At 60.1% G+C, this 21,928-nt stretch carries 25 protein-coding genes; 13 read left to right on the top strand and 12 right to left on the bottom strand.

Annotated elements, in window-relative coordinates; translation table 11 throughout:
• Positions 1–49: 49 nt before the first annotated feature.
• Positions 50–514: a DUF995 domain-containing protein gene (locus CCGE531_RS27350; protein WP_245459479.1), complete on the top strand. Its 465-nt coding sequence runs from the start codon at positions 50–52 to the stop codon at positions 512–514.
• A 112-nt stretch (positions 515–626) separates the two neighbouring features.
• On the opposite strand, the gene CCGE531_RS27345 is transcribed toward CCGE531_RS27350, so the two are convergent.
• Positions 627–938 carry a hypothetical protein gene (locus CCGE531_RS27345; protein ID WP_120669769.1) on the bottom strand — a complete coding sequence of 104 codons (312 nt, stop codon included), beginning with the start codon at positions 936–938 and terminating at the stop codon, positions 627–629.
• A 498-nt stretch (positions 939–1,436) separates the two neighbouring features.
• Here CCGE531_RS27345 and CCGE531_RS27340 point away from each other — a divergent pair, with 498 nt between their 5' ends.
• From CCGE531_RS27340 to CCGE531_RS27320, 5 genes are all read left to right on the top strand, one after another.
• Complete coding sequence (locus CCGE531_RS27340) at positions 1,437–2,564, top strand: AraC family transcriptional regulator (RefSeq protein WP_120669767.1); 1,128 nt, start codon at positions 1,437–1,439, stop codon at positions 2,562–2,564.
• A gap of 125 nt (positions 2,565–2,689) precedes the next feature.
• Complete coding sequence (dinB, locus tag CCGE531_RS27335; RefSeq protein WP_162944044.1) at positions 2,690–3,787, top strand: DNA polymerase IV; 1,098 nt, start codon at positions 2,690–2,692, stop codon at positions 3,785–3,787.
• A gap of 171 nt (positions 3,788–3,958) precedes the next feature.
• Complete coding sequence (locus tag CCGE531_RS27330) at positions 3,959–4,984, top strand: ABC transporter substrate-binding protein (RefSeq protein WP_120670564.1); 1,026 nt, start codon at positions 3,959–3,961, stop codon at positions 4,982–4,984.
• The gene (locus CCGE531_RS27325) at positions 4,981–6,021 is read left to right on the top strand and encodes an iron chelate uptake ABC transporter family permease subunit (protein WP_120669765.1); all 1,041 of its coding nucleotides are present in this window, start codon (positions 4,981–4,983) and stop codon (positions 6,019–6,021) included. The genes CCGE531_RS27330 and CCGE531_RS27325 overlap by 4 nt, the downstream gene beginning before the upstream one ends.
• Positions 6,018–6,779 (top strand): ABC transporter ATP-binding protein, encoded by a 762-nt coding sequence (locus CCGE531_RS27320; protein ID WP_120669763.1) that lies wholly within the window; start codon positions 6,018–6,020, stop codon positions 6,777–6,779. The genes CCGE531_RS27325 and CCGE531_RS27320 overlap by 4 nt, the downstream gene beginning before the upstream one ends.
• 99 nt (positions 6,780–6,878) lie before the next feature.
• On the opposite strand, the gene CCGE531_RS27315 is transcribed toward CCGE531_RS27320, so the two are convergent.
• From CCGE531_RS27315 to CCGE531_RS27285, 7 genes are all read right to left on the bottom strand, one after another.
• Entirely contained in the window at positions 6,879–8,402 is a 1,524-nt protein-coding gene (locus tag CCGE531_RS27315) for an altronate dehydratase family protein (protein ID WP_120669761.1), read from the bottom strand.
• A 4-nt stretch (positions 8,403–8,406) separates the two neighbouring features.
• On the bottom strand, positions 8,407–9,417 hold the full coding sequence (locus CCGE531_RS27310; protein ID WP_120669759.1) for a zinc-binding alcohol dehydrogenase family protein: 1,011 nt from the start codon (positions 9,415–9,417) through the stop codon (positions 8,407–8,409).
• A 97-nt stretch (positions 9,418–9,514) separates the two neighbouring features.
• Positions 9,515–10,327, bottom strand: a complete 813-nt coding sequence (locus CCGE531_RS27305; RefSeq protein ID WP_120670562.1) for a transporter substrate-binding domain-containing protein — start codon at positions 10,325–10,327, stop codon at positions 9,515–9,517.
• 38 nt (positions 10,328–10,365) lie between these two features.
• Complete coding sequence (locus tag CCGE531_RS27300; protein WP_120669757.1) at positions 10,366–11,094, bottom strand: amino acid ABC transporter ATP-binding protein; 729 nt, start codon at positions 11,092–11,094, stop codon at positions 10,366–10,368.
• Positions 11,078–11,731 (bottom strand): amino acid ABC transporter permease, encoded by a 654-nt coding sequence (locus CCGE531_RS27295; RefSeq protein ID WP_120669755.1) that lies wholly within the window; start codon positions 11,729–11,731, stop codon positions 11,078–11,080. The genes CCGE531_RS27300 and CCGE531_RS27295 overlap by 17 nt, the downstream gene beginning before the upstream one ends.
• A gap of 11 nt (positions 11,732–11,742) precedes the next feature.
• Positions 11,743–12,426 carry an amino acid ABC transporter permease gene (locus CCGE531_RS27290; RefSeq protein ID WP_120669753.1) on the bottom strand — a complete coding sequence of 228 codons (684 nt, stop codon included), beginning with the start codon at positions 12,424–12,426 and terminating at the stop codon, positions 11,743–11,745.
• Positions 12,423–13,556 (bottom strand): mannitol dehydrogenase family protein, encoded by a 1,134-nt coding sequence (locus CCGE531_RS27285; protein WP_120669751.1) that lies wholly within the window; start codon positions 13,554–13,556, stop codon positions 12,423–12,425. Before CCGE531_RS27285 ends, CCGE531_RS27290 begins: the two co-directional genes overlap by 4 nt.
• Positions 13,557–13,743: 187 nt before the next feature.
• On the opposite strand from CCGE531_RS27285, the gene CCGE531_RS27280 reads away from it, so the two are divergent.
• On the top strand, positions 13,744–14,652 hold the full coding sequence (locus CCGE531_RS27280) for a GntR family transcriptional regulator (RefSeq protein WP_120669749.1): 909 nt from the start codon (positions 13,744–13,746) through the stop codon (positions 14,650–14,652).
• A gap of 143 nt (positions 14,653–14,795) precedes the next feature.
• On the opposite strand, the gene CCGE531_RS27275 is transcribed toward CCGE531_RS27280, so the two are convergent.
• Positions 14,796–15,281, bottom strand: coding sequence for an Lrp/AsnC family transcriptional regulator (locus CCGE531_RS27275; RefSeq protein WP_120669747.1), 486 nt, complete (start codon positions 15,279–15,281; stop codon positions 14,796–14,798).
• A 172-nt stretch (positions 15,282–15,453) separates the two neighbouring features.
• Between CCGE531_RS27275 and CCGE531_RS27270 the strand changes: the two genes are divergently transcribed.
• The 6 genes from CCGE531_RS27270 (at position 15,454) to CCGE531_RS27245 (ending at position 19,949) form a co-directional block, all read left to right on the top strand.
• Entirely contained in the window at positions 15,454–16,233 is a 780-nt protein-coding gene (locus CCGE531_RS27270) for an ABC transporter ATP-binding protein (RefSeq protein WP_120669745.1), read from the top strand.
• A gap of 44 nt (positions 16,234–16,277) precedes the next feature.
• Positions 16,278–17,051: a transporter substrate-binding domain-containing protein gene (locus tag CCGE531_RS27265; RefSeq protein WP_120669743.1), complete on the top strand. Its 774-nt coding sequence runs from the start codon at positions 16,278–16,280 to the stop codon at positions 17,049–17,051.
• A gap of 12 nt (positions 17,052–17,063) precedes the next feature.
• Positions 17,064–17,789 carry an ABC transporter permease gene (locus tag CCGE531_RS27260; protein WP_120669741.1) on the top strand — a complete coding sequence of 242 codons (726 nt, stop codon included), beginning with the start codon at positions 17,064–17,066 and terminating at the stop codon, positions 17,787–17,789.
• A gap of 11 nt (positions 17,790–17,800) precedes the next feature.
• Positions 17,801–18,490, top strand: a complete 690-nt coding sequence (locus CCGE531_RS27255) for an ABC transporter permease (RefSeq protein ID WP_120669739.1) — start codon at positions 17,801–17,803, stop codon at positions 18,488–18,490.
• Between the two features lie 48 nt (positions 18,491–18,538).
• On the top strand, positions 18,539–19,471 hold the full coding sequence (locus tag CCGE531_RS27250) for a homocysteine S-methyltransferase family protein (protein ID WP_120669737.1): 933 nt from the start codon (positions 18,539–18,541) through the stop codon (positions 19,469–19,471).
• 181 nt (positions 19,472–19,652) lie between these two features.
• Entirely contained in the window at positions 19,653–19,949 is a 297-nt protein-coding gene (locus CCGE531_RS27245) for a hypothetical protein (protein ID WP_120669736.1), read from the top strand.
• Between the two features lie 111 nt (positions 19,950–20,060).
• Here the strand turns inward: CCGE531_RS27245 and CCGE531_RS27240 are convergent, their stop codons facing one another.
• The 3 genes from CCGE531_RS27240 to CCGE531_RS27230 all read right to left on the bottom strand — a co-directional run bounded on the left by CCGE531_RS27240 (position 20,061) and on the right by CCGE531_RS27230 (position 21,925).
• The gene (locus tag CCGE531_RS27240; RefSeq protein ID WP_120669734.1) at positions 20,061–20,573 is read right to left on the bottom strand and encodes an invasion associated locus B family protein; all 513 of its coding nucleotides are present in this window, start codon (positions 20,571–20,573) and stop codon (positions 20,061–20,063) included.
• 186 nt (positions 20,574–20,759) lie between these two features.
• Positions 20,760–21,233, bottom strand: a complete 474-nt coding sequence (locus CCGE531_RS27235) for a DUF4189 domain-containing protein (protein WP_120669732.1) — start codon at positions 21,231–21,233, stop codon at positions 20,760–20,762.
• A complete protein-coding gene (locus CCGE531_RS27230) occupies positions 21,230–21,925 on the bottom strand; it encodes a hypothetical protein (protein ID WP_120669730.1) in 696 nt (231 codons plus the stop codon). The genes CCGE531_RS27235 and CCGE531_RS27230 overlap by 4 nt, the downstream gene beginning before the upstream one ends.
• Between the last annotated feature and the right edge of the window lie 3 nt (positions 21,926–21,928).

Below are 21,928 nucleotides of genomic sequence, written 5' to 3'. Positions count from 1 at the left end.
AATGGAGGCGAAGATGTCTCTCGCAAGACTCTTTATATCAAGTGCGGCCATGTCGATGTTGCTGTTGGGCGGGCCGGCATATGCTGCAAGCCGGCAGCACGCCGATTGGATGATCGAGCGCTCTGCCATTCAAGCAACATCGATAAGCGCCTCGGACGTGCGAAGCCTTTACGCGGGCCGGTCCTGGATCTGGAAAGATGGTGCCGGCTACTTTTCGGCCAAGCAAGGCAGCTTCATGGCCTGGTCGCATACCGGCGCCGACAGAACCGATGCCAAAGGCACCTGGTATGCGACCTTTAATGGCAAGCTATGCATGAAGGCACGTTGGCAGAGCACGAAGTACGACGTCGAGAAGACGTCCTGCTTTCTGCACCGTGAAAAAGACGGCGTCATCTATCAGAAGTCTCTGCCGGACGGGAAGTGGTATGTATTTCGTCACAATCGCCCGAGACATGACGACGAGGCAATGAAACTGCGCAAAGGCAACGACGTCATCCGGCACTTGCCCAGCTAAACCGGATAGAGGCGAAGATGTCGAGCAGTCGAGATCAACCGACTATGACATCGCCATGGAATGAGACATCCGCAACCGTTCTGGCAAGATGGGATCAGTTGTCAGAACGGTTTCAGTTTCCCCGATTGTAGCAATGCGAGGTCCGTCCAAAGCCGCTCGGCGTGCAGATATAGGGTGCCCCCTTGAAATACTCTTCCGAGGAAACCGTCGTCCTCTTGCGGACCTGACCGGTCCCATAAAAGTACATATTGCTTTCGCTTTTCTTCATGTACAGGTCGATGGTCTTGTACTTATATTTATTCATGGTTGCGGAAGCCGCATTTTCTGCCGTATAGGCAAGAAAAAAGGCGCATAGGCAAACAGAAGTCAATGTTGATACAAGGCGAGAAAGATAAAACTTCGGCTCAATCAGGTTTACTACCATTTGCTTACTTCCATATCCTCTATGTTCGTTTCCACATCCATTAAAATTATTTCTGTCTCTCGATAAAATTCTTGAAATTATTAACGAATAATGCTTAAGTAACTGTTACGAGTATTGAAGTAAGGTTTGCGGCAATGCGACCCTCTCGGGTATCAGTTTTGCGTTCCTTGCGATGGCCGCCGGAGATCAGTCGGGCAGTTTGGCCTTTTGCCAAGCTGCTCGCCACGCTGTCGAACAGAAGCGTCCGCCTCATCAAAGACGAGGACGTCACCTGTCGTGCGTTTACCCCTCTCTCTTCCTGTTACAATAGGGAATCAGATTCGTACCGGCATGAAAAGTTGGGAATCAGGCTGGATCTTACGAGAAGGCGGCCAATCCACAGACAAATTCTGGCTTTAAGATGATCAACTGGTGTTGGGGCCAGCTGCAGAATTTTCAATGGACGCGCTGCAGCCGCGGCAAGTACAACACGCCATGTAGTGTCGAGGGATCGCTACAATGATGTGGAGCAAAGCAGGTATTCCATTTGAACAGCCCAAGGCTGTCGAGCGCCGCCGCTGGCCCCGCTCTCCTCAGGCGCCGCTTTACAGCGAAGTCCCCGAAAGGACGGAGCTGGCGTCCCTGTCATTTTCAACCGGGGAACTGCGCCCCGATCGGCAATTTGCGGCCTGGCAGGAGCGCATGGCTCCGCTGATCGATATGCGGCCGCAAAATCAAGCAAAAGCGTGTGAGCCGTTCGCGGTGAAGCAGGTCGTATGGAACCTCGAAGGTGTCCTGCTCATTCAGCAGGATACCCCGGCATTCAGTTTCGAACGCTCCGCGGAAAAAATACGATTCAGCTCGATAGATCATTGGCAGATCACCTTTCTGCGCACCGGAAAGACGTGGGCGAGCGTTAATGGCAAGGTTGTCGAAAACGAGCCTGGCATGATGGAAATCCGGATGCTGGGCTACCCCTTTTACGGACGAACCTCGCCGGCGCAATCCACGACCCTGATCCTGCCATGCGATCTGTTCGCCGCCTATGGTGGATTGCCGAGCGCCAGCAGCAATATCGTACTTGGGGGCGCGCGCGTCTCGTTACTTTCGAGCTACATGGATTTTCTCGAAGTCAATCTCCTTCGTTTGACCAGAGACGACCTTCCAAGCGTCAGGAACCAGCTTCGGGAAATGGTGTTCCATACCATCGCTCCCTTGGTGCACTGCCAGATCGATGGCGAGATATCGCAAAGCGGGCTGATGACCCGGGCAAGGCATTTCATTCAGAACAACCTGGGATCCGCGGAATTGACGCCGGAAACCCTAAGCCGTGAACTGGCAATTTCGCGGACCCGTCTTTACGAGCTATTCCAGACCTCGAGCGGAGTGCTCAACTACATCCGAAGGAAACGGCTTCTGGCTGCGCGCGCCGCACTTAACGATCCCGCCGATGGCCGGAAAATCGGCGAAATCGCCAATCAGTTCTGTTTCGAGTCCGCCGCCAACTTCTGCCGAGCCTTCACCCATGAGTTCGGCTACAACCCAAGCGAAGTGCGCAGGCATTCTCGGGATTTCAAGACGGAAGCGCCGTCGCGCACGGCTGTGGTGTCGAGTTTCGATAACTGGCTCAGCACGCTTGGTCTTTGATGAAGTTCTGTCGGCAAGATCCGGAACCGGTTTGATATCGTCGCCAGGGATGATATGTTCCGCATTTGTTTCAGCCCCACAATCTACGACGGTGCTGAAGTGCAGAGCATGATGCCGAGACGATAATGAACGATATGAGCTCGACGCCCGTCCGCAAAATCATCCATGTGGACATGGATGCCTTCTACGCGTCGGTCGAACAGCGGGACAATCCCGAACTGCGCGGCAAGCCGCTTGCGGTCGGCGGGTCCGCGGCGCGCGGCGTGGTGGCGGCGGCAAGCTATGAGGCCCGCGCCTTCGGCGTTCGCTCGGCCATGCCGTCGGTGACTGCGAAGCGTAAATGCCCGGACCTGATTTTCGTGCCGCCGCGCTTCGACGTCTACAAAGCCGTGTCGCGGCAGATACGCGAGGTCTTCGCCGAATATACGCCGCTGATCGAGCCCCTTTCACTCGATGAAGCGTATCTCGACGTCACCGAAAACCTCAAGGGCATGGAGATCGCCACGGAGATCGCGCTGGAGATCCGGGCCAGGATCAAACAGATCACCGGGCTCAATGCTTCCGCCGGCATTTCCTACAACAAGTTCCTCGCCAAGATGGCGAGCGATCTGAACAAGCCCAACGGCCAGGCGGTGATCACGCCGAAGAACGGGCCGGCATTTGTCGAGGCGCTCCCCGTCAGCAAATTCCATGGCGTGGGGCCAGCGACCGCCGAGCGCATGCGCAAGTACGGGATCGAAACCGGGCTCGATCTAAGGTCGAAGTCTCTCGCCTTCCTGCAGGAGCATTTCGGAAAGTCCGGACCGTATTTCTACGGGATCGCCCGGGGCATCGACGAACGCCAGGTGAGACCCGACCGGATCCGCAAATCCGTCGGCGCGGAGGATACTTTTCCCGAGGATATCGACGACCTCGATCTGGCGACGGCGGAATTGCAGCCGCTCGCGGAGAAGGTCTGGCGCTACTGCGAGGCAAGCGGCATCAGCGGCAAGACGGTGACCGTGAAGATCAAATACTCCGATTTCACGCAGGCGACGCGCAGTCGGACCGTCCCTTTTCCGGTCGCGGACATGGGCGAAATCCTAGAAGCGGCATCCGCGCTTCTGGCGACCGTCCATCCGTTCAGGAGGCCGGTTCGGCTGCTCGGCGTCACGCTGTCATCCCTCACGAACGAAAGAGCCGACGAAGGCCGCTCGCAATCCCAGCTCGATCTCGGTATCTGACGGTCGGTCACGGAAGCGATACTGGCGAATCCGGGCTTTGTCCTGGTCCCGCGCGCGGAATCTGTAGAAATATGAGTAAATCCCTCTTGTTTGTGACCGGCTGGCAAGGCTATACCGCCGCGGGTGTTTTCACCCGTCCATATTTGGCCGCAAACGATCAGGATGTTTTTCGTGACCATATTGAAATCACTTTTGGCCGTCCCGGCTCTTTGCGCGGCGCTCGGCCTTGCCGCACCGGCAGCATCGGCCGCATCGACCAGCTATCCCCTGACAATCGACAATTGCGGCGCAAAGGTCACATTCCAGAAAGCACCGGCACGGGCGATCGGGCTCGGCCAGAACAGTGCCGAAATTCTTCTTTTGCTTGGCCTGCAGGACAAAATGGTCGGCACCGCCTTCTGGCCGAGCAAGGTCCTGCCACAGCTTGCCGAAGCGAATTCCAAGGTCAAATTGCTGACCGTCGAGTTCCCGACGTTTGAATCGATCCTCTCTGAAAATCCTGACTTCGTGGCTGTTGCCTTACCAAGCCTGATGGGGCCGAATAGCAAGGTCGCCAAGCGCGAGGATTTCGAGAAGGTCGGCATCCCGGCCTATCTGTCTCCCAGCACCTGCCTCAGCACGGCTGCGGTCAAGGACCAGTATGGCAGCCGCGGAGAGCTATGGAACATGGATCTTCTCTACAAGGAGATCGACGAGCTCTCGCAGATCTTCGATGTGCCCGATCGCGGGCGGGCATTGATCACGGATTTCAAGGCGCGCGAAGCAGCACTCCGCGCCAGCGTGCCGAAAGACGGCAAGCAGCTTTCCTACGTCTTCTGGTTTTCCAGCCAATCGCCCTCCTCCGACGCCTATCTCGGCGGCAAGAACAGCGCATCCGGCTTCATCGCCGACCTGCTTGGCGGCCACAATGCCATTACCGCCGAAGCGGAATGGCCGACACTCGGCTGGGAGAGCATCATCGCGGCCAATCCTGACGTCATTGTCGTCGCCAGCCTCGATCGCAATCGCTGGGAGCTCGATAAGCCGGAAGCCAAGATCAAGTTTCTCACCACCGATCCGGCCGTCAGCCAGCTTCCCGCCGTCAAGAACAAGGCCGTCGTCGTCATGGACGGTCAGGCCATGAACCCGACCATCCGCACGATCTATGGCGCCGAGCAGGTCGCCCAGCAGCTCAAGGCGCTTGGTCTATCGAAGTGATCGACGCCTACCGCAATCTCCAGCAACTGGCCGTCTTCGGCCTGTTGCTGTTGGCTTCCCTTGCAGCGATCGGCGTGATCATCGGTGTCAGCGTCGGCATCGGCGACCTGCCGATCCCGCTGTCGACGACCTTCTACGCCATCACCAACAGGCTCGGCTGGACCGGCGTCGAACTCAACCGTATCCACGAAACGGTCATCTGGGACTATCGCCTCAGCCGGGCATTGGTGGCGGCTTTCTGCGGCGCGGGGCTGGCGCTGTCGGGGGCAATCATGCAGTCGCTCCTTCGAAATCCCCTCGCCGAACCCTATGTGCTCGGCATCTCGGCGGGCGCCTCGAGCGGTGCCGTGGCAGTCGTCATCCTGGGCGTCGGCGCCGGTGCGGTTTCGCTGTCGGCCGGTGCCTTTGCCGGCGCATTCGCGGCGTTTTTCTTCGTCGCTCTCCTTTCCAACGGCGCGCGGGGCGGCACCGATCGCACGATCCTTGCCGGCGTTGCCGCCTCTCAGCTGTTCAACGCCGCGACGTCCTATATCGTGACGACCTCGGGAAACGCGCAGCAGGCACGGGATGTGATGTTCTGGCTGCTCGGCAGTTTCGGCGGCGTCCGCTGGCCGGAATTCATGCTGGTATCGATTGTTGTCGGCTTCGGGCTCGCCGCCTGTCTGCTTTACGCCCGCGTCCTGGATGCCTTCGCCTTTGGCGACGAGGCAGCCTCCTCTCTTGGCGTCAATGTCGGGCGAGCGCGGATGGGGCTCTTTGCGCTGACCGCGATGATGACCGCGACCATCGTCAGCATGGTCGGCTCGATCGGCTTTGTCGGCCTCGTCGTCCCGCATACGGCACGCTTCGTCGTCGGGCCGCTTCACATCCGGCTGCTGCCGGCTTGCGCCGTCATCGGAGCGATGTTCATGGTGCTGGCGGATATCGCCTCACGCGCCCTCATCCCACAGCAGGTCCTGCCGATCGGAGTGGTCACGGCACTTGTCGGCGTCCCTTTCTTTGCGATCATTCTCTACCGGTTCCAGCGCGCGTCATGAGCATCAAGGCTGACAACATCATCTGGAAAATCGGCAGGAAGACCATACTCGATGGCGTCTCCTTCGAAGCGCCCGCGGGAAAAATGCTCGGCCTGCTCGGGCCGAACGGCTCGGGAAAGACGTCGCTCCTGCGTCTGCTGGCCGGATTGAAAAAGCCGAATTCCGGCCGCATCACGCTTGAAGGGCGCGAACTTGACAAGATGCCTCGGCGCGCGATCGCACGGCGCGTGGCCTTTGTCGAGCAGCACAGCACGACCAATGCCAATCTCCAGGTCATCGACGTCGTAAAGCTCGGCCGATTTCCGCATCGGTCGATGTTTTCAGGCTGGACGCCGGCCGATGACGAAACCGTGGAAAGCGCCCTGGAGCGCGCCGGGATGAAGGACAAGCGTAACGACCGTTGGCAGAGCCTTTCGGGCGGGGAAAAGCAGCGCACCCACATTGCCCGCGCCCTGGCACAGGCCCCGAAGGAACTGATCCTCGACGAGCCGACCAACCATCTCGACATCCAGCATCAGATCAGCCTGATGCGACTGGTCTCCGGCCTGCCGATCACCAGCATCATCGCCCTTCACGATCTCAACCACGCCGCCATGTTCTGCGACCAGCTGATCATCATGCAGCGCGGCCGGATCGTGGCCACCGGCGCCCCGGAAGATGTCCTGACCGAAGACCTCCTGCGGGACGTCTTTGCCGTGGAAGCCCGGGTCGAGATCTCGCCTCATCACGCGCGGCCGCATATCCACTATCTGCGATAGGTCACTTGGAGCGGTCATCGCCTCTTATTAGCCGCGTTCCGCGCTATTTGGTGCCCATTTTTGCGCTACATGTTCAAGTGGTCACCGGCCTTATGCCCTCTACATCGTCGCGCCGAGCTGCCAGGGTACGAACTCATTGCGTCCATATCCGAGCAATTCGGATTTCGAGCGTTTGCCCGAGGCTGTTTCCAGGATGGACTGGAAGATCTCGCGGCCTTTTTCCTCGATGGACACGCCGTCGATGATATCGCCGCAATTGATATCCATATCCTCTTCCATCCGGTTGAACAGATCGGAATTGGTGGCGAGCTTGAGGGATGGGGTCGGCTTGCAGCCATAGGCCGAGCCCCGGCCTGTCGTGAAACAGAGCACGTTGGCACCCCCCGCAACTTGGCCGGTGGCGGCGACGGGATCGTAGCCGGGCGTGTCCATGTAGACGAAGCCCTTGCGGTCAACGCGCTCGGCGTAGCGATAGACGCCCCGCAATGTAGAGCTGCCGCCCTTGGCGACCGCGCCGAGGGATTTTTCCAGGATGGTGGTCAGGCCACCGGCCTTGTTGCCGGGCGAGGGATTGTTGTTCAGTTCGCCGCCGGTGCGCGCCGCATAATCCCGCCACCAGTCGATCAGGTCGACGATCTTCCGGCCGACCTCGGGGCTTTCCGCCCGCCGGGTGAGGAGATGTTCCGCGCCGTAGATCTCCGGCGTCTCCGACAGGATCGCCGTGCCGCCATGGCGCACGAGAATATCGACGGCGGCCCCCAGCGCCGGATTGGCCGTCAGGCCGGAATAGCCGTCGGAGCCGCCGCATTGCAGGGCGACCATCAGCTCCGAGGCCGGAACCGTCTCGCGCACCGACCTGTTGGCAAGCGGCAGCATCTCGCGGATCTTGTCGACGCCCATCATGACCGATCTGCGGGTGCCGCCGACCTCCTGGATCGTCAGGCTCTGGAAATGATCGCCCTCGGCAATGCCATAAGTCTTTTTCAGGCGCGGGATCTGAAACACCTCGCAGCCGAGCCCGATCAGCAGGATCGCCGAGAAATTCGGATGGCTGGCATAGCCCCATTGGGTTCTCGCCAGAAGATCGTATTCCTCGCCCTGGCTGCCCATACCGCAGCCGGTCCCGTGGGTGAAGGGCACGACGCCGTCGACATTGGGATAATCGGCGAGGATGCCGGAACGCGCGATCTCGTCGGCAATGAAGTCGACGACGGTTGCCGAACAGTTCACGGAACTGAGGATGCCGATATAATTGCGCGTGCCGACACGGCCGTCGGCGCGCCGGAATCCCTCGAACGTCGCGGGGCTCTCGCCGGGCAGAAGCCCGCCGTCCGCCCTTGCCTCGGAAGCGAAGGCATAGTCGCGTTCGAAATCGTGGATGGCGACATTGTGTTCGTGCACCCAGTCGCCGGGCTGGATGCCGCTTTTGGCAAAGCCGATGATCTGCCCGAACTTGCGGATCGGCTCGCCGCTTGCGATCGGCTGGACGGCGACCTTGTGCCCGCGCGGGATGGCTGCCGTGACGGTAATGCCGCCGTCGATCACCTTGCCTCGGGCAAGGCTGTCGATGGCGATGACGACATTGTCGGCGTCATGAAGGCGAAGCGTGCGCGGCGCGGCCATGCGATCACACCTCCAGAATGGCTTTGATGACGCCGGCTTCGGGTCGCAGCCATTCGGTGAAGAGGCCCGGAGCGTCGGAAAGCGCGCCGCGATGGGTGTTGAGAGCGGCCGTCGGCACGCGACCCGCCTCCATCTGCCTCACGACTTCGGCAAAATCGTCCGCCTGCGCATTGCGGCTGGCGAAAAGGGTGGTTTCGCGCTTGTGGAATTCCGGATCGGAGAAGGTGATGTCCTGGCGCACGACGCTGACCAGCACATAGCGTCCGGCATGGGCGACGAAGCCAAAGCCGCGCTGCATGGCGCCGGCATTGCCCGTCGCGTCGATGACGACATCGAAGAAATCGCCGTCCGTCAGGCGCTTGGCCTCGGCTTCGGCCGCATCGTTGGCGAGCAGTATCCGGTCGGCGCCGAGCGCGTCGATGGTGAAGGCGAGACGGTCTTCGCGCACGTCCATGACGGTGACATCGGCGCCACGCGCCTTTGCGAAGATGATGGTGGACATGCCGATCGGCCCGGAGCCGACCACGAGGACGCGATCGGATGCCTGGATGCCGCCGCGCTTGACGCCATGGGCGCCGATCGCCAGGAACTCGATCATCGCGGCTTCGTCGAGCGAAGCCTTTCCGGCCGAGATCACATTCTGTTCGGGAACGCAGAGATATTCCGACATGCCGCCGTCGCGATGCACGCCAAGCACGGCGATGTTCTGGCAGGCATTCGTCACGCCGCGACGGCAGGCGACGCATTGTCCGCAGGATAGATAAGGCACGATATAGACATTGTCGCCCTTCTTCAGCCGCGTCGATCCCGCCGCATCCTCGATCGTCCCCGAGAGTTCATGACCCATGACGCGCGGATATTCGAGGAAGGGATGCTTGCCCTGGAAAATATGGAAATCGGTTCCGCAGATGCCGACGCGGCGGATGCGCACCAGGACCTCGCCTTCGGCGGGGACGGGCACGTCGCGCTCGATCAGTGACAGCCGGCCTGGTTCGTTGCAGATCAATGCTTTCATCGTTCACTCCTTGCCCGCGGGGGCCAACCCGCCGAACCGCATCATTGGATTGCAGGGTGCGCCGCGTGAGCGGCGCTCCGGGTTTATTGGCAATAGCTTACGTCTTCGGCATCTCGGCCGGAAGTGCTACGCCATTATACTTCTGATAGATCGCGCTGAGCTTGCCGTTGGCAAGATTCTTGGCGATCCACTCGTTCAACGTCGCCTTCAGCGCATCGTCGCCCTTGCGCAGGCCGATGGCATAGGGATTGGTCTTGAGCACCAGCTTGACCTCGAGCGGATCGTTCGTCCGACGCTGGTTAACGGCGGCCATGATCTGCGGCGAGGACGCCATGACGTTGGCCTGGCCGGAAACAAGAGCGGTGATCAGCGTCGCGTCATCGTCGTAACGCACCATTTCGGCATCCTTCGCCTGATTGGTCGTTTCCTTGTCGTTGGTCGAGCCGCGTGTGGTGCCGATCCGCTGACCAACGAGATCCTGAAGGCTCTTGATGTCGGTACTCTTCGGTGCGGCCACGACAATCTGGATGACGCCGTAGGCGTCGGTGAAGTCGATGACCTTCTTGCGCTCCTCGTTGACGCTGAAGGAGGCCATGACGATGTCGGCCTTGCTGGTCAGGAGGAATGGGACGCGGTTCGGACTGGTGACGGAAACGATCTCCAGGGGGAAACCGAGATCGGCGGCAAGCAGTTTGGCGGTCTCGACATCCGAGCCGGTAGGCTGCATCGCCGCATCGCTCATGCCGAATGGCGGCGAACCGAGATCGACCGCGATCAGAAGCTTCTTCCGCGTCTTGATGGTCTCCAGCGTATTGGCAAGCGCCTGGCCCAGATTGACGCCGAGGAGCGTTGCGCCGGCGAGCGCGCCGGTTACGCCAGCAAGGAAAGTTCTACGTTTCATCTTCTCCACCCTTTGGTCCTTCCAAAAAATCTCTTTGCAATTCAATCTCAAAGCCCACTGCCGACGAATTCGCGCAATTCCCTGGTCTGCGGATTGTCCAGCATAGCGCCCGGCCCGGTTTCCCAGACCTGGCCCTGATGCATGTAGACGACCTTCGACGCCACCTTGCGGGCGAAGGCCATTTCATGCGTCACGAGGATCATCGTCATCCCGCCACGGGCGAGATCCTCCATGACTTTCAGCACCTCGCCGGTCAGTTGCGGATCGAGAGCGGATGTCACCTCGTCGAACAGCATCAGCTTGGGCTTCATCGCCAATGAACGGGCAATCGCCACGCGCTGCTGCTGACCGCCAGAAAGCTGTTCGGGATAATGCTCGGCCTTGGCTTCGAGCCCGACACGGCTCAGCACCTCTCGCGCCAGGTCGCGGGCGGCGGCCTTCCCGAGCTTCTTCACGCAGGTCGGCGCGAGCATGATGTTCTGCTCTGCGGTCAGATGCGGGAACAGGTTGTAGCTCTGGAAGACGATGCCTACGTCGCGGCGCAGCGCGTTTTTGTTGAGCTTGGGGGCGTGGACCGCATGGTCGCAGACCTCGATCGTGCCGCTTTCGATGGTCTCAAGCGCGTTGATGCAGCGCAGCGCCGTCGACTTGCCCGAGCCGGACTGACCAATAACCGCGGCAACCTCGCCGCGCCCGACCTCGAACGACACACCGTTCAAAACCTTGACGGCACCGAAGGCTTTGTGAACATTCGCGAGCTTAACGATTGATGACATTGAGCTTCCTCTCGAGATTGCGGCTCCACAGAGAGAGCGGAAAGCACATGGCGAAGTAGAATACTGCCACCACGATGAAGACGGTGAAGGGTTCGAAGATCGAATTGTTGATGAGCTTGCCGGCCTGCGACAGTTCAACGAAGCCGACGACGGAGGCCAGCGAGGTGTTCTTGATGATCTGCACCAGGAAACCGACGGTCGGCGGCGTCGCAATGCGCAGCGCCTGCGGCAGGATGACCCTGATCATGCGCTGCCAGCGCGACAGCGCCAGGCATTCGGCTGCTTCCCATTGGGTTTTCGGCACCGATTCGATGCAGCCGCGCCAGATCTCGCCGAGAAAGCCGGAGGAATAGATGGTGAGGCCAGCCGCCGCGGCGACGATTGCCGGAACCTGGTCGAAGCCGAGGATGGCGATGCCGAAATAGATGAGGAACAGGAGCACAAGTAGCGGCGTGCCCTGGACGAGCTGGATATAGCCCGAGGCCAGTGTCCGCAACGTGCCGACGCTGCTGATGCGCGCCAGCGCGACGAGGAGGCCGAGAAAACCGCCGCCGACAAAAGCCATCGCCGAAAGCCCGATAGTCCAAAGCGCTGCCCAGCCCAGGAATTCCAGATGAACGAAGCCGAATGTTGTCATTGCCGCGTCCTTTAAAGTGCCGTGCCGAGCTTGCGTCGGCGCACGAAGATCGCAAGGCTCAGCAGCCAGAGGGCGATACGCACGACGAAGGATAGGAAGAGGTAGAGAACGCCGACCACGATGTAGGTCTCGAAGCTGCGGAACGTGTCCGACTGGATACGGTTGGCGACGGCGGTCAGTTCCTCGGCCGAGATCTGCGAGGTGATCGAGGAGGCCAGCATCAAAAGCACATATTGGCTGGTCAGCGCCGGATAGACGCGCTCGATGGCGGGGCGGATGATCACGTGCCAATAGGTCTGTCCGCGTGACAGGCCAAGACATTCCGCCGCTTCGAGTTGCGCCTTGTGGATGGATTGCAGCCCGGCGCGGACGATTTCGCAGGTATAGGCGCCGACATTGACGACGAGCGCGATGACGGCCGCCAGGTTCGCCGAGACATGGACACCAAGCGTGGCGATGCCGAAGTAGACGAGAAACACCTGCACCAGCAGCGGCGTGTTGCGGATCACCTCAACATAAGTGGCAATCACGCCGCGGATCCAGGGGCCGCCGTCGGCGCGCCCGATCGCGCAGAGCGTACCGAGGACGAAGCCGATGACGGTGGAGACGACGGAGAGCTGGAGCGTCAGCCAGACGCCGAGCGCGAACTCCTTCCAATAGGGAAGGAGGGAGGCGAAGTCGAATTGATAGTTCATGCCGCCTCTCCGGATGCCGGGTAGCGCGAGGCGATTTCCCTCAGGATCGCAGCCTCGAATTCCGCGGGCGGCTTGCCGACCCAGTCCAGGAAGGCGGCGATACGGCGTTCCACCTTCTGGGCATGGTGCTGGGCGATGTCGGCGATGCGGTGATCGAGGAAGGGGTTGCGGAAGCGGTCGAGCGTGGCTGCCACGTAGGGTCCGGCTTCATCGCCCATGCCCTTCAAGGCGAAGCCGGGAACGACCTCGCGCGCGTAGAGCGCTTCGAGCCTTCCCATGACATTCGGATCGGCGAGGATGCCGCGCACCGTCTGGTCGCTCGCATGGCCTTCCGTCTGCCAGATCTCCGCGAGAAAGGTGTGCCCGAGGTTGAGGATGTGCAGCTTCAGCCGTTCATAGGGTTCGAGATTGGGCGTAAGCACGATCTGTTCGTGCAAGCACGGCAGCCGAACGCCTGGCGCTTGCCGGATTGCCCAGAGCGCATAGGGTTCGGCAACGGCGCCGACCGGCTCGATGGGTTCGGAGACGATCCTGTCGACGAGCGTGTCGGCGAAGGCGACGTCGCGGTCGAGCCATTGGAAGAATTCCGCCGGCACATCGTTCTGGCGTGCACTTTCGACGACGGCCTTCTTGAGAAGCTGGCCGTTGCCGGTCACCAGTTCGCAGGGCAGCACCACGAGCGGACGCGCGGACGCCTGCCAGCGGCGACAGAGCAGGAATGCGAGTTTCGCCGGGAACGACTTCGGGGGATGGCTATCGGAAAAGCCGTCTTCGCCCGGGGCCGTCCTATAGCCGGTATCGCCGGTGTTGGAGACGACGAAATCCGCGTCTTCCACGAAAAGCCTGGTGATCTCGGCCCAATCATTTGCCGCGGATAAGCCGCAATCGACGCTTTTCACCTGCACCGTGCGGTCGATCGTTTCGCCGCCAGCCATGCCGCGAATGAAGACGGGATAGCCTTCGGGCCGGCCGAATGCCGCGACGCGGCCGCTACGGCTGCTGTCTCCGGATACCTGAACGACGGAAATGGGGCCGACGGGCTGACCGGCTTCGGCTGCCTCGTGGACGAAAAACGCCACATGCGCCTGCAGGAAGCGACTGGTCCCGAACTGGATGATGTGGCCGCTCACGCGCCTGCCTTCCCGATGAAGGCGCGATGCGGAGTTTTGTTGGCAAGGTCAATCCCGGACAAGCTTCAATCCTCCCTCTCGCTGTCTCTTATATATATAAGACAGTTGGGATTTTGCGAGTCAACTGTTTTTTATATAAATAAATCGGCTATATGTTACGCATGGATCGCAACGGGGATGACCGGGGATGAAGGGGAATGCAGTCTACAAGGGCGCGTACAACCGTTGCCTGTCTTATCTCGAAGAGCTTCGGATAGGACAAACGCTGCCTTCGAATTCGGAACTCGCCGCAAGGCTGGCGGTCAGCCGCACGACGGTGCGTTCCGTCTTGTCATCCCTCGCGAAGGCCGGCGTGCTACGGCAGGACGCCGCGGGTCACTCTTTGCAGCGCAAGCCAGAACCCGATGATTATTTCCCCGAAACACAGACCATTTCGGCGGCGGCCGCCGTCGAGCGCCGTTTCATGGAATGGATACTGCAGGGAGATTTTCGTGCCGGACAGCTTCTAAACAGCGCCGAACTCGCACGCCAGTTCGGCACATCGACCACGACCATCCGCGAATATCTAACGCATTTCCAGCATTTCGGTCTGATAGAACGCCGCCCCAACAGCGCTTGGGTGTTTCTCGGCATCACGCCGAATTTTGCCGAGGAAATATATGAAGTGCGCGAAATGTTCGAACTGCGCTCGGCAAGACATCTGATCCAACTGCCGGTTGGCGACCGGTGCTGGAAGGAGCTGCAAGCGATCGAGGCAGAGCATCTGGCGCTGCTGTCGGATATCGACCGCCGTTACCGCGAGTTCCCGGCACTCGATGAGCGTCTGCATCGCGTCGTGCATGATGCGTCCAAAAACAGATACATCACCGAATTCTACAATGTCGTTTCAGCTATTTTCCACTATACCTACCAGTGGAACATCGGCGACGAAAAGCAGCGCAACATCAGAGCACTTACGCAGCATCTCGATTATATAGCGGCCCTTCGCAGCCGCGATGCGACCGCGGTGGAGAAAAGTTTGCTCACTCATCTAAGCTCCGCCCGCGCAACGCTAATGCACTCCATCCAATTGGGGCCGTTCAAAATTCAGCCATAGGCGTTCCGCCGGCTCAAGGAACCTGCGCGCCTCTCGTTGCCATACGCAATAAAGCGATAAACAGATAATGGCCGCGCATCACCGATGAAGAGATCGGCGTGCGCAGCGTGCGCCAGACCGCCGACAATCGATGCACCGGGCGTTTATCGGTCGGCCTCGCCGCCATTTGCCAGCGGAACGAGTAATCCGAGCTTCACGTCCCGCAACACCACATTCGTATGCATACGCCGGATCTGGGGATTCTCCGCCATGATCAAGGCGGCGATGTCGTCGTAATGCTCGACATCGCGGGCAGTGACGATCGCAATGAGGTCGACTGCGCCGGTGACATAATAGACCTGCTGGATGTGATCCTGCTTCTCCGCCCAAAGGCGGAACTTGGCGAGCGCATCGTAATTGTCCCGCTCGATCTCCATACCGACGATGAAGACCATAGCGGTTCCGGTCGCCTTGCGGTCTACGACCGCGATTTCCGCTTTGATGACCCCGTCTTCACGAAGACGCTTCAGGCGCCGCTGCACGGCAGAGGTCGAAAGGCCAACCTCGTCGGCGATTGCTTCGGCGGTGAGCTGACAATTGCGTTGGACGATATCGAGAATATCGCGATCAAAGCGATCCAGATTTTCCATCCCATTCCTCTGGCCGGGTCGGCGAAATAGCGTGGCGACATCCCTGTTCTATCACAAAAGATGCACTTGAAATAGTTTTTTGCTTTTTTTGTGCAAAATAATCGGAAATTGCGCGCAAACTCCGCTCATCTTCGCGATATTCTCCGCAAATTGTCTTTTATCGGAATTATGCATGGCAGAGCCGTCCTCCCAGGCACTTTGTGTGGAAGATCTTCACAAAAGCTTTGGTTCACACGAAGTCCTCAAGGGCGTTTCAACCACGGCCAGGCAAGGGGATGTCATTGCCATCATCGGCTCGTCCGGTTCCGGCAAGAGCACGTTTCTGCGATGCATAAACCTGCTCGAAATGCCCGACCGCGGACGCATCGTCGTCAATGGCGAGGAAATCGCCCTGAGGCAGGCACGTCATGGACGAGCCCAGCCGAAAAGCTGGCGACAGATCGAGCGGATCCGCAGGGGCCTCGGCATGGTATTCCAGAGCTTCAATCTCTGGGCTCACATGACCGTCCTCGAAAACGCCATCGAGGCTCCGGTGCATGTTCTGGGCATCCCTCGCCGCGAGGCGATCGAAAAGGCGCATGCGCTTCTCAATAAAGTCGGGCTTTACGACAAGCGCGATGCCTATCCGGCCTTTCTCTCCGGAGGTCAGCAGCAAAGGGCAGCGATCGCCCGCGCACTTTGCATCGACCCGGCGGTGATGCTCTTCGACGAGCCGACATCCGCGCTCGATCCGGAACTGGTGGGTGAAGTGCTCAAGGTCATCCGCGATCTCGCGGAAGAGGGTCGAACCATGCTGCTGGTGACCCACGAGATGCGTTTCGCCCGCGACGTCTCGAGCCACGTTCTTTTCCTCCACCAGGGACGGATCGAGGAAGAGGGCGCGCCGGAGCAGGTCTTCGATGCGCCGCTCAGCGCCCGGTGCCGCGAATTCACCGGCATGCTTTCCCCCTGATCTTCACCACACACAGACACAACAACACCAGGAGAACCCCGCACATGAAACTGCTTCCCATGCTGCTTGCCGGCGTAACGCTTGCCCTTTCCACCATTACCGCACAGGCAGAAGTCCGTTTCGGCGTCATGAACGAATCCTATCCGCCATTCTTCGCCAAGGATGCCGCCGGCAAATGGCAGGGTTGGGAAATCGACATGATGGACGCCGTTTGCGAGCAGATGAAAGAAAAGTGCTCGATCGTCGAACTTTCCTGGGACGGTCTCATTCCAGCGCTTCAGAGCAAGAAGTTCGATGTGATCTGGTCGTCGATGTCGAATACGGCGGAGCGTTCGAAAGTCATCGATTTCACCGACAAATATTACAACACGCCGAGCACGCTGATCGGTCCGAAGGACCAGAAGCCGGGCGCGACGGCAGACGATGTCAAGGGCAAGACCATCGGCATCCAGGTGTCGACCATTCAGTCGGAATACTACAAGAAATACTTTGCCAAGGTCGCGGAAGAAAAGACCTACCAGACGCTCGACGAGGCGTTTCAGGATCTTGCCGCCGGCCGCATCGACTATGTCTTCGGTGATTCACTTGCCCTTGATGCCTTCCTGAAGAGCGACGGCGGCAAGGATTGCTGCGCCAAGATGGGCGACGTCGCCGACGACAAGGAAATCCTTGGAGCCGGCGTCTCCGGCGGCTTGCGCAAGGAAGACACCGCGCTCAAGGCAAAGCTCAATGCGGCCATCGCCGTGGTGCGCGCCAGCGGCAAATATGACGAAATCACCAAGAAGTATTTCAGTTTCGACATCTACGGCGCCAAGTAAACGATCGCGACGATGGCGACCTCCCAACAAGGCATTCTCGACCTGCTCTCCCCCTATCCGCCCGGATGGGGTGGAGTGCTGTTGACCGGGGCCGCCTCCACGGTCGCCATCTCCGCCGGCGCCTTTATGATCGGCCTCGTCCTCGGCATCGGCGGAGCACTGGGCAAGCTTTCCGGCATCAGGCCGCTCGGCCTTTTGCTGGAACTCTACACCACCGCCATCCGCGCGGTCCCCGAGCTGATCCTGATCGTCGGGCTTTACTATGCGGGAATGGACGGTCTCAACCGGATCTTCGCGGCGCTCAATTTGCCGGCCTTCGAATTGAACGGCTTTGCGGTCGCCGTCGCCGTGCTCGGCTTCGTGCAGGGCGCCTACATGACGGAGGTGCTGCGTGGCGCGATCCTCGCCATTCCCGTCGGCCAGGTCGAGGCGGCAAAGGCTTTCGGCATGGGGCCGCGTCTGCGTTTCCGCCGCATCATCCTGCCGGCCCTGCTGCCGAACGCGCTACCCGGTCTTGCCAATCTTTGGATGTCGGTCACCAAGGACAGCGCCCTGGTCGCGGTCGTCGGCTACCAGGAACTTGCTCTCGCCACGCGTCTCGCCGGTGCGAGCACCAAGCATTATTTCATCTTTTTCCTGGCCTCCGCCCTCATCTATCTCGCGCTCACGCTCGTCTCGAATGCCGTGTTCAAGCTGATCGAGCGCCGGGTGCGTCGCGGCCAACCGAAGCTTGCGTGAGGTGAGCTGATATGACCTTCTCATGGATAGACTCATATTGGCCGCTACTGTTGACGGGCGCCTGGCAAACGCTGTCATTGCTTGCGATTTCCGTCGTTTTCGGCTTCATCATCGCAATCGGCCTTGCCTTCGCGCAGATCAGCAGCAATCGCCTTCTCCGCTATCTCGCCAGCGGTTATTGCACCTTCTTCCGGGGCACGCCGCTGCTGATCCAGCTCTGGCTGCTCTATTATGGTATCGGTTCTCTTCTGCCGATGATCCCCGGTATTCGCCAGAGCCTGCTTTGGCCGATCTTGAGTGAGGGCTTTTTCTTCGCCGCCGTCAGTTTTACGCTGAACTATGCGGCTTACGAAGCGGAGGTGCTGCGCGGCGCATTGCTTGCCGTTCCGAAAGGCGAGCTGGAGGCCGGACGCGCATTCGGCATGCGGCCATTCACGCTGACGCGGCGCATCTGGTTGCCGCGCGCCATTCGTATTGCGCTTCCGACGATCGGCGGCGAAATCGTCATGCAGCTGAAGGCGACGCCGCTGGCTTTCACCGTTACGGTGATGGATCTCTACGCCGTTGCTACCAAGGTTCGCCAGGACACGCTGCTCGTCTACGAGCCGCTGATCGTCGTGACCATCTTCTATCTCATCCTCACCGCCATCGTCGCACGCGCCTTCCGCTTCCTGGAGGCGCAGGTTCCAGTGCGGCGCTAACCGGGGCGCGCACCTTTCCGCATCCCGACCTTTCTGGAGATCCCATTCATGAGCAAACTCTTGATCCTCGACGGCGGCATGAGCCGCGAACTCCTTCGCCTCGGCGCCGAGCTGAAGCAGCCGGAATGGTCGGCACTGGCGCTGATCAATTCGCCCGAGATTGTCCGACAGGTCCATGACGAATTCATCGCCGCCGGCTCCGACGTCATAACCACCAACAGCTACGCGCTCGTGCCATTCCATATCGGTGAAGAGCGGTTCCGGGCCGAGGGCGCCGCTCTGATTGCGCGCGCGGGGCAATTGGCGCGCGACGCCGCCGATGCGTGCGAAGATCGAAAAATTCTGGTCGCCGGTTCCTTGCCGCCGATCTTCGGTTCCTACGAGCCGCAGAACTTCGATCCGTCTCGGGTGCAGGACTATCTCAAGGTTTTGGTGGCAAATCTCGATCCCTATGTCGATGTCTGGCTCGGCGAAACCCTCAGCCTGATCGCCGAAGGGGAAGCCGTTCGCACCGCGGTCGCCGAAATCGGCAAGCCGTTCTGGATCTCTTTCACCCTGGCGGATGACGCGGCACAGCGGGACGGGACCACTCCCAAGCTCCGCTCCGGAGAGACGGTGGAGGATGCGGCGCGATGGGCCGCTTCGTCTGGCGCGGAAGCGCTTTTGTTCAATTGCAGCAAGCCGGAAGTCATGCGCGGAGCGGTCGACGCGGCTGGACAGGTCTTCAAGAGCAGCGGCTCTGCCCTTCAGATCGGCGTCTATGCCAATGCCTTCGAAGGGGAACAGGGCGAATCCGCCGCCAATGAGGGCCTACATGCGACCCGCGACGATCTGAATGATGACGCCTATTCACGCTTCGCCTGTTCATGGGTCGATGCCGGCGCAACCATGGTCGGCGGTTGCTGCGGGATTGGCGCAGGCCACATTCACCAGTTGAAGCGATCCCTCTTGCATTCCGCTGAGGCGGCAGGCAACTCTTGAGCTCGCAGCAGCCGGTTGTCGCCTTTCACGGCGACGGCCGGCCGCTACGCCAAGACAGAGTTTCCCATTCAGGCCATGACCATCGCTTCACGCCGCGCTCAATTCCTGACATACATGCACGGAGGCGACTTGCCGGCGTGGATATGGCGTCATGAATGGGTCAATACCGGAAAAAAGTAAAATGCGTGCACCCGCGGGCTCCGTTACCGGGCTTTGCTCCGCATCCGCGACCATGTTTGCGGTGGGGATGGCCTTCCTGGGCTATTGGGGCGTGTACGAACAGGGACGCTGGCATATTTCCGATTATTTTGTGGTGGTTTTAGCCATCATCGGATTTGCAGCGCTCGGTTCCGTGCCCTGGATTGTGACGACGCCCGTGGCGGAAGAGGATGCGGAGAAAGTGGTTGAGGCCAGGCGAGCATTGGCGCTGGGAATAGCCTTGATCTGGCTGTCCGTCAGTATCGCGGTATTCGCCTGAGCGGTTCTGCGCGATGTCTGCGCGACGGCACAGGGAGCCTAACTCCAGTGCCGTCGTTCTAAAATAGCGAGCGTCCCACGCTGCCACGCAAAGCCGGGACAGTCTTATTTTCTATCGAACATTCAAGGCGGCAATCCGGTCGACTGCTGCCGAGAAGCCCTGTAGCGATATTTGAAAGCCCAGCGCATTGCCACCGTCGGCAACGACCTTGAGGTTCAGGCGCGAGCCGGTGCGCAATTTGGCAAGCGTTGCCGCGTCGAGCGGAAGCAAGGCAATGCAGCCGTTGGGCAAACAGGTGCGAAAGCGCACTGGCTTCAAGGGCGGCTGATCATCGATGTTCGGTGTCACGCCGGAATCGAGAACAATGCCGAACGGCAAGAGAAGTGTCGCAAGCCCGCTGCCGTCGGGACGCATCTGCAGTTCGACGGCAAGCAGTCGCTGACCATTCTGTTGGGTCTGATCTTGCGAAATCGTGCATATCGACGCCTTGTCGCGTTGGCTGCATGCGACGCGCCAGTCCTGATAGGACTCTTGCAGGCTCGAGGCACCGTTTGGCAGCGCCGTTTGGGCAAAGGCCACGGGCGCAAGCGTCAGAGTGACACCCGCGCAGATAAAGGCGAGCATTGCCCGAAATATGCCGGCTGTTCGAGATGAAATGAACGTCGAAATTGTCAAGGGATAAGCTCTTTCTGCTTGGAACGAGAGATTTCTCACTCCCTGGTGCCGCAAGGCTCCAGGGTGAGGAGCCAAACCAATACTGACCGTCGCGAGCACGAACCTTACGCTTTCGTGATCACAATTGCGGATAAGTTAGGTACACACCCACTCACGGACGGCGCAGCGAGAGCCCGAGGCCTCGCATGCCTTCAGCGCAAGATCTTCAGCTTCCTTGCGCGTCGGTGCCGAATTTGCGCTCCATGGCGTCGCCCGCTCGTGTTTTTCCTTACCGATGGCAAGGGCGCCGCAATGATTGTAGGGAAAGCCGGTCTTATCGTCGTCGTCCCAATGCCGGTGATTGCGGAATACGCTGACCACGACGCAGCTGTTGCCCTTGTCCCGCTCGCAGTACTTGAGCGCGATATCCATGGCTTCCTGGCGCTTGTCGGCGCCCCAGAAGAAACCGTATTTTTCATCGGGCGCGGAATAGGCGATGGCCGCCCAGATGCCGCGTTCGTCCGGCGGCGGCGCCGGCGGCGGCTCTGCCGTAAAGAGATCGGCCGCCCCCAGCTGGCCGATAGAGACAAACAACATGCCGATCGCCGCAATGGCGGATCTCAATTTCATTTTGAGCCCCCTTGTTTTCCTGCCGCCGAGGCCACGGAAATGACGACGCAGCCGTTTCCGGTCGGCAGAAGCATCGCATCGCCGCCATCCTGGCCGAGTTCGTAGACCCCGACCGGTCCGAGATTGTTGACGAGCTTGCTTCCGTTCGGGAACTTGGCCGAGATTTCCGGGCAAGAGCCTGTAAACGGTGCCACGCGAACCATCGATCCTTCGCAGCCGGATGCGACGGGTGCTGCGAATACGATGCCGGCGGCCGGACCGCTATAGCCCTGTGAGGCGTAGTTCATGCCGACAAGGGCCTGCACCGCATGCTTGTCGGCCGCCTCGTTGTTCCAGATCGATTGAACATTGTATTGCGTGCCGCTTGTCAGCAGCTGTCCGAGAACCGGGAAGATGGTCGAGCAGGACTGCAGGCCGGCCTTTTTGGCGTGTTGCAGAAATGGCGTGTCCGGCAGCGCCGGATTGGCGTCGTTCGCGGCGGCGACCGCCGGCTGCGATAGAAGGCTGCCGATCATGTCGTAGCGGGCCACGGCGTAGCCAGCACCGGCGGCGATTGCAATCGCAAGCAGCGAGAGAAGGGTCGCCTTCCGCCATCTCCGCTGCGGCTTCGCTTGATCGCTGGCCAGGTTCTGAATGGCGGTGTCGTTGCTGTTGCGGGACATGATGCGCTCGTGGATTGATTGCTGGTTCATTGA

It is taken from the genome of Rhizobium sp. CCGE531, assembly GCF_003627795.1.
Lineage (GTDB): Bacteria > Pseudomonadota > Alphaproteobacteria > Rhizobiales > Rhizobiaceae > Rhizobium.
This window is presented reverse-complemented; position numbering and strand designations above follow the sequence as displayed.

Coding starts and splice junctions, on each gene's coding strand:
- CCGE531_RS27300 (WP_120669757.1), bottom strand. CDS start 11,094: ATGTCATCAATCGTTAAGCTCGCGAATGTTCACAAAGCCTTCGGTGCC.
- CCGE531_RS27275 (WP_120669747.1), bottom strand. CDS start 15,281: ATGGAAAATCTGGATCGCTTTGATCGCGATATTCTCGATATCGTCCAA.
- CCGE531_RS27310 (WP_120669759.1), bottom strand. CDS start 9,417: ATGAAAGCATTGATCTGCAACGAACCAGGCCGGCTGTCACTGATCGAG.
- CCGE531_RS27250 (WP_120669737.1), top strand. CDS start 18,539: ATGAGCAAACTCTTGATCCTCGACGGCGGCATGAGCCGCGAACTCCTT.
- CCGE531_RS27340 (WP_120669767.1), top strand. CDS start 1,437: ATGATGTGGAGCAAAGCAGGTATTCCATTTGAACAGCCCAAGGCTGTC.
- CCGE531_RS27240 (WP_120669734.1), bottom strand. CDS start 20,573: ATGCTCGCCTTTATCTGCGCGGGTGTCACTCTGACGCTTGCGCCCGTG.
- CCGE531_RS27260 (WP_120669741.1), top strand. CDS start 17,064: ATGGCGACCTCCCAACAAGGCATTCTCGACCTGCTCTCCCCCTATCCG.
- CCGE531_RS27280 (WP_120669749.1), top strand. CDS start 13,744: ATGAAGGGGAATGCAGTCTACAAGGGCGCGTACAACCGTTGCCTGTCT.
- CCGE531_RS27230 (WP_120669730.1), bottom strand. CDS start 21,925: ATGAACCAGCAATCAATCCACGAGCGCATCATGTCCCGCAACAGCAAC.
- CCGE531_RS27235 (WP_120669732.1), bottom strand. CDS start 21,233: ATGAAATTGAGATCCGCCATTGCGGCGATCGGCATGTTGTTTGTCTCT.
- CCGE531_RS27290 (WP_120669753.1), bottom strand. CDS start 12,426: ATGAACTATCAATTCGACTTCGCCTCCCTCCTTCCCTATTGGAAGGAG.
- dinB (WP_162944044.1), top strand. CDS start 2,690: ATGAACGATATGAGCTCGACGCCCGTCCGCAAAATCATCCATGTGGAC.
- CCGE531_RS27245 (WP_120669736.1), top strand. CDS start 19,653: ATGCGTGCACCCGCGGGCTCCGTTACCGGGCTTTGCTCCGCATCCGCG.
- CCGE531_RS27345 (WP_120669769.1), bottom strand. CDS start 938: ATGGTAGTAAACCTGATTGAGCCGAAGTTTTATCTTTCTCGCCTTGTA.
- CCGE531_RS27270 (WP_120669745.1), top strand. CDS start 15,454: ATGGCAGAGCCGTCCTCCCAGGCACTTTGTGTGGAAGATCTTCACAAA.
- CCGE531_RS27265 (WP_120669743.1), top strand. CDS start 16,278: ATGAAACTGCTTCCCATGCTGCTTGCCGGCGTAACGCTTGCCCTTTCC.
- CCGE531_RS27320 (WP_120669763.1), top strand. CDS start 6,018: ATGAGCATCAAGGCTGACAACATCATCTGGAAAATCGGCAGGAAGACC.
- CCGE531_RS27295 (WP_120669755.1), bottom strand. CDS start 11,731: ATGACAACATTCGGCTTCGTTCATCTGGAATTCCTGGGCTGGGCAGCG.
- CCGE531_RS27350 (WP_245459479.1), top strand. CDS start 50: ATGTCGATGTTGCTGTTGGGCGGGCCGGCATATGCTGCAAGCCGGCAG.
- CCGE531_RS27255 (WP_120669739.1), top strand. CDS start 17,801: ATGACCTTCTCATGGATAGACTCATATTGGCCGCTACTGTTGACGGGC.
- CCGE531_RS27315 (WP_120669761.1), bottom strand. CDS start 8,402: ATGGCCGCGCCGCGCACGCTTCGCCTTCATGACGCCGACAATGTCGTC.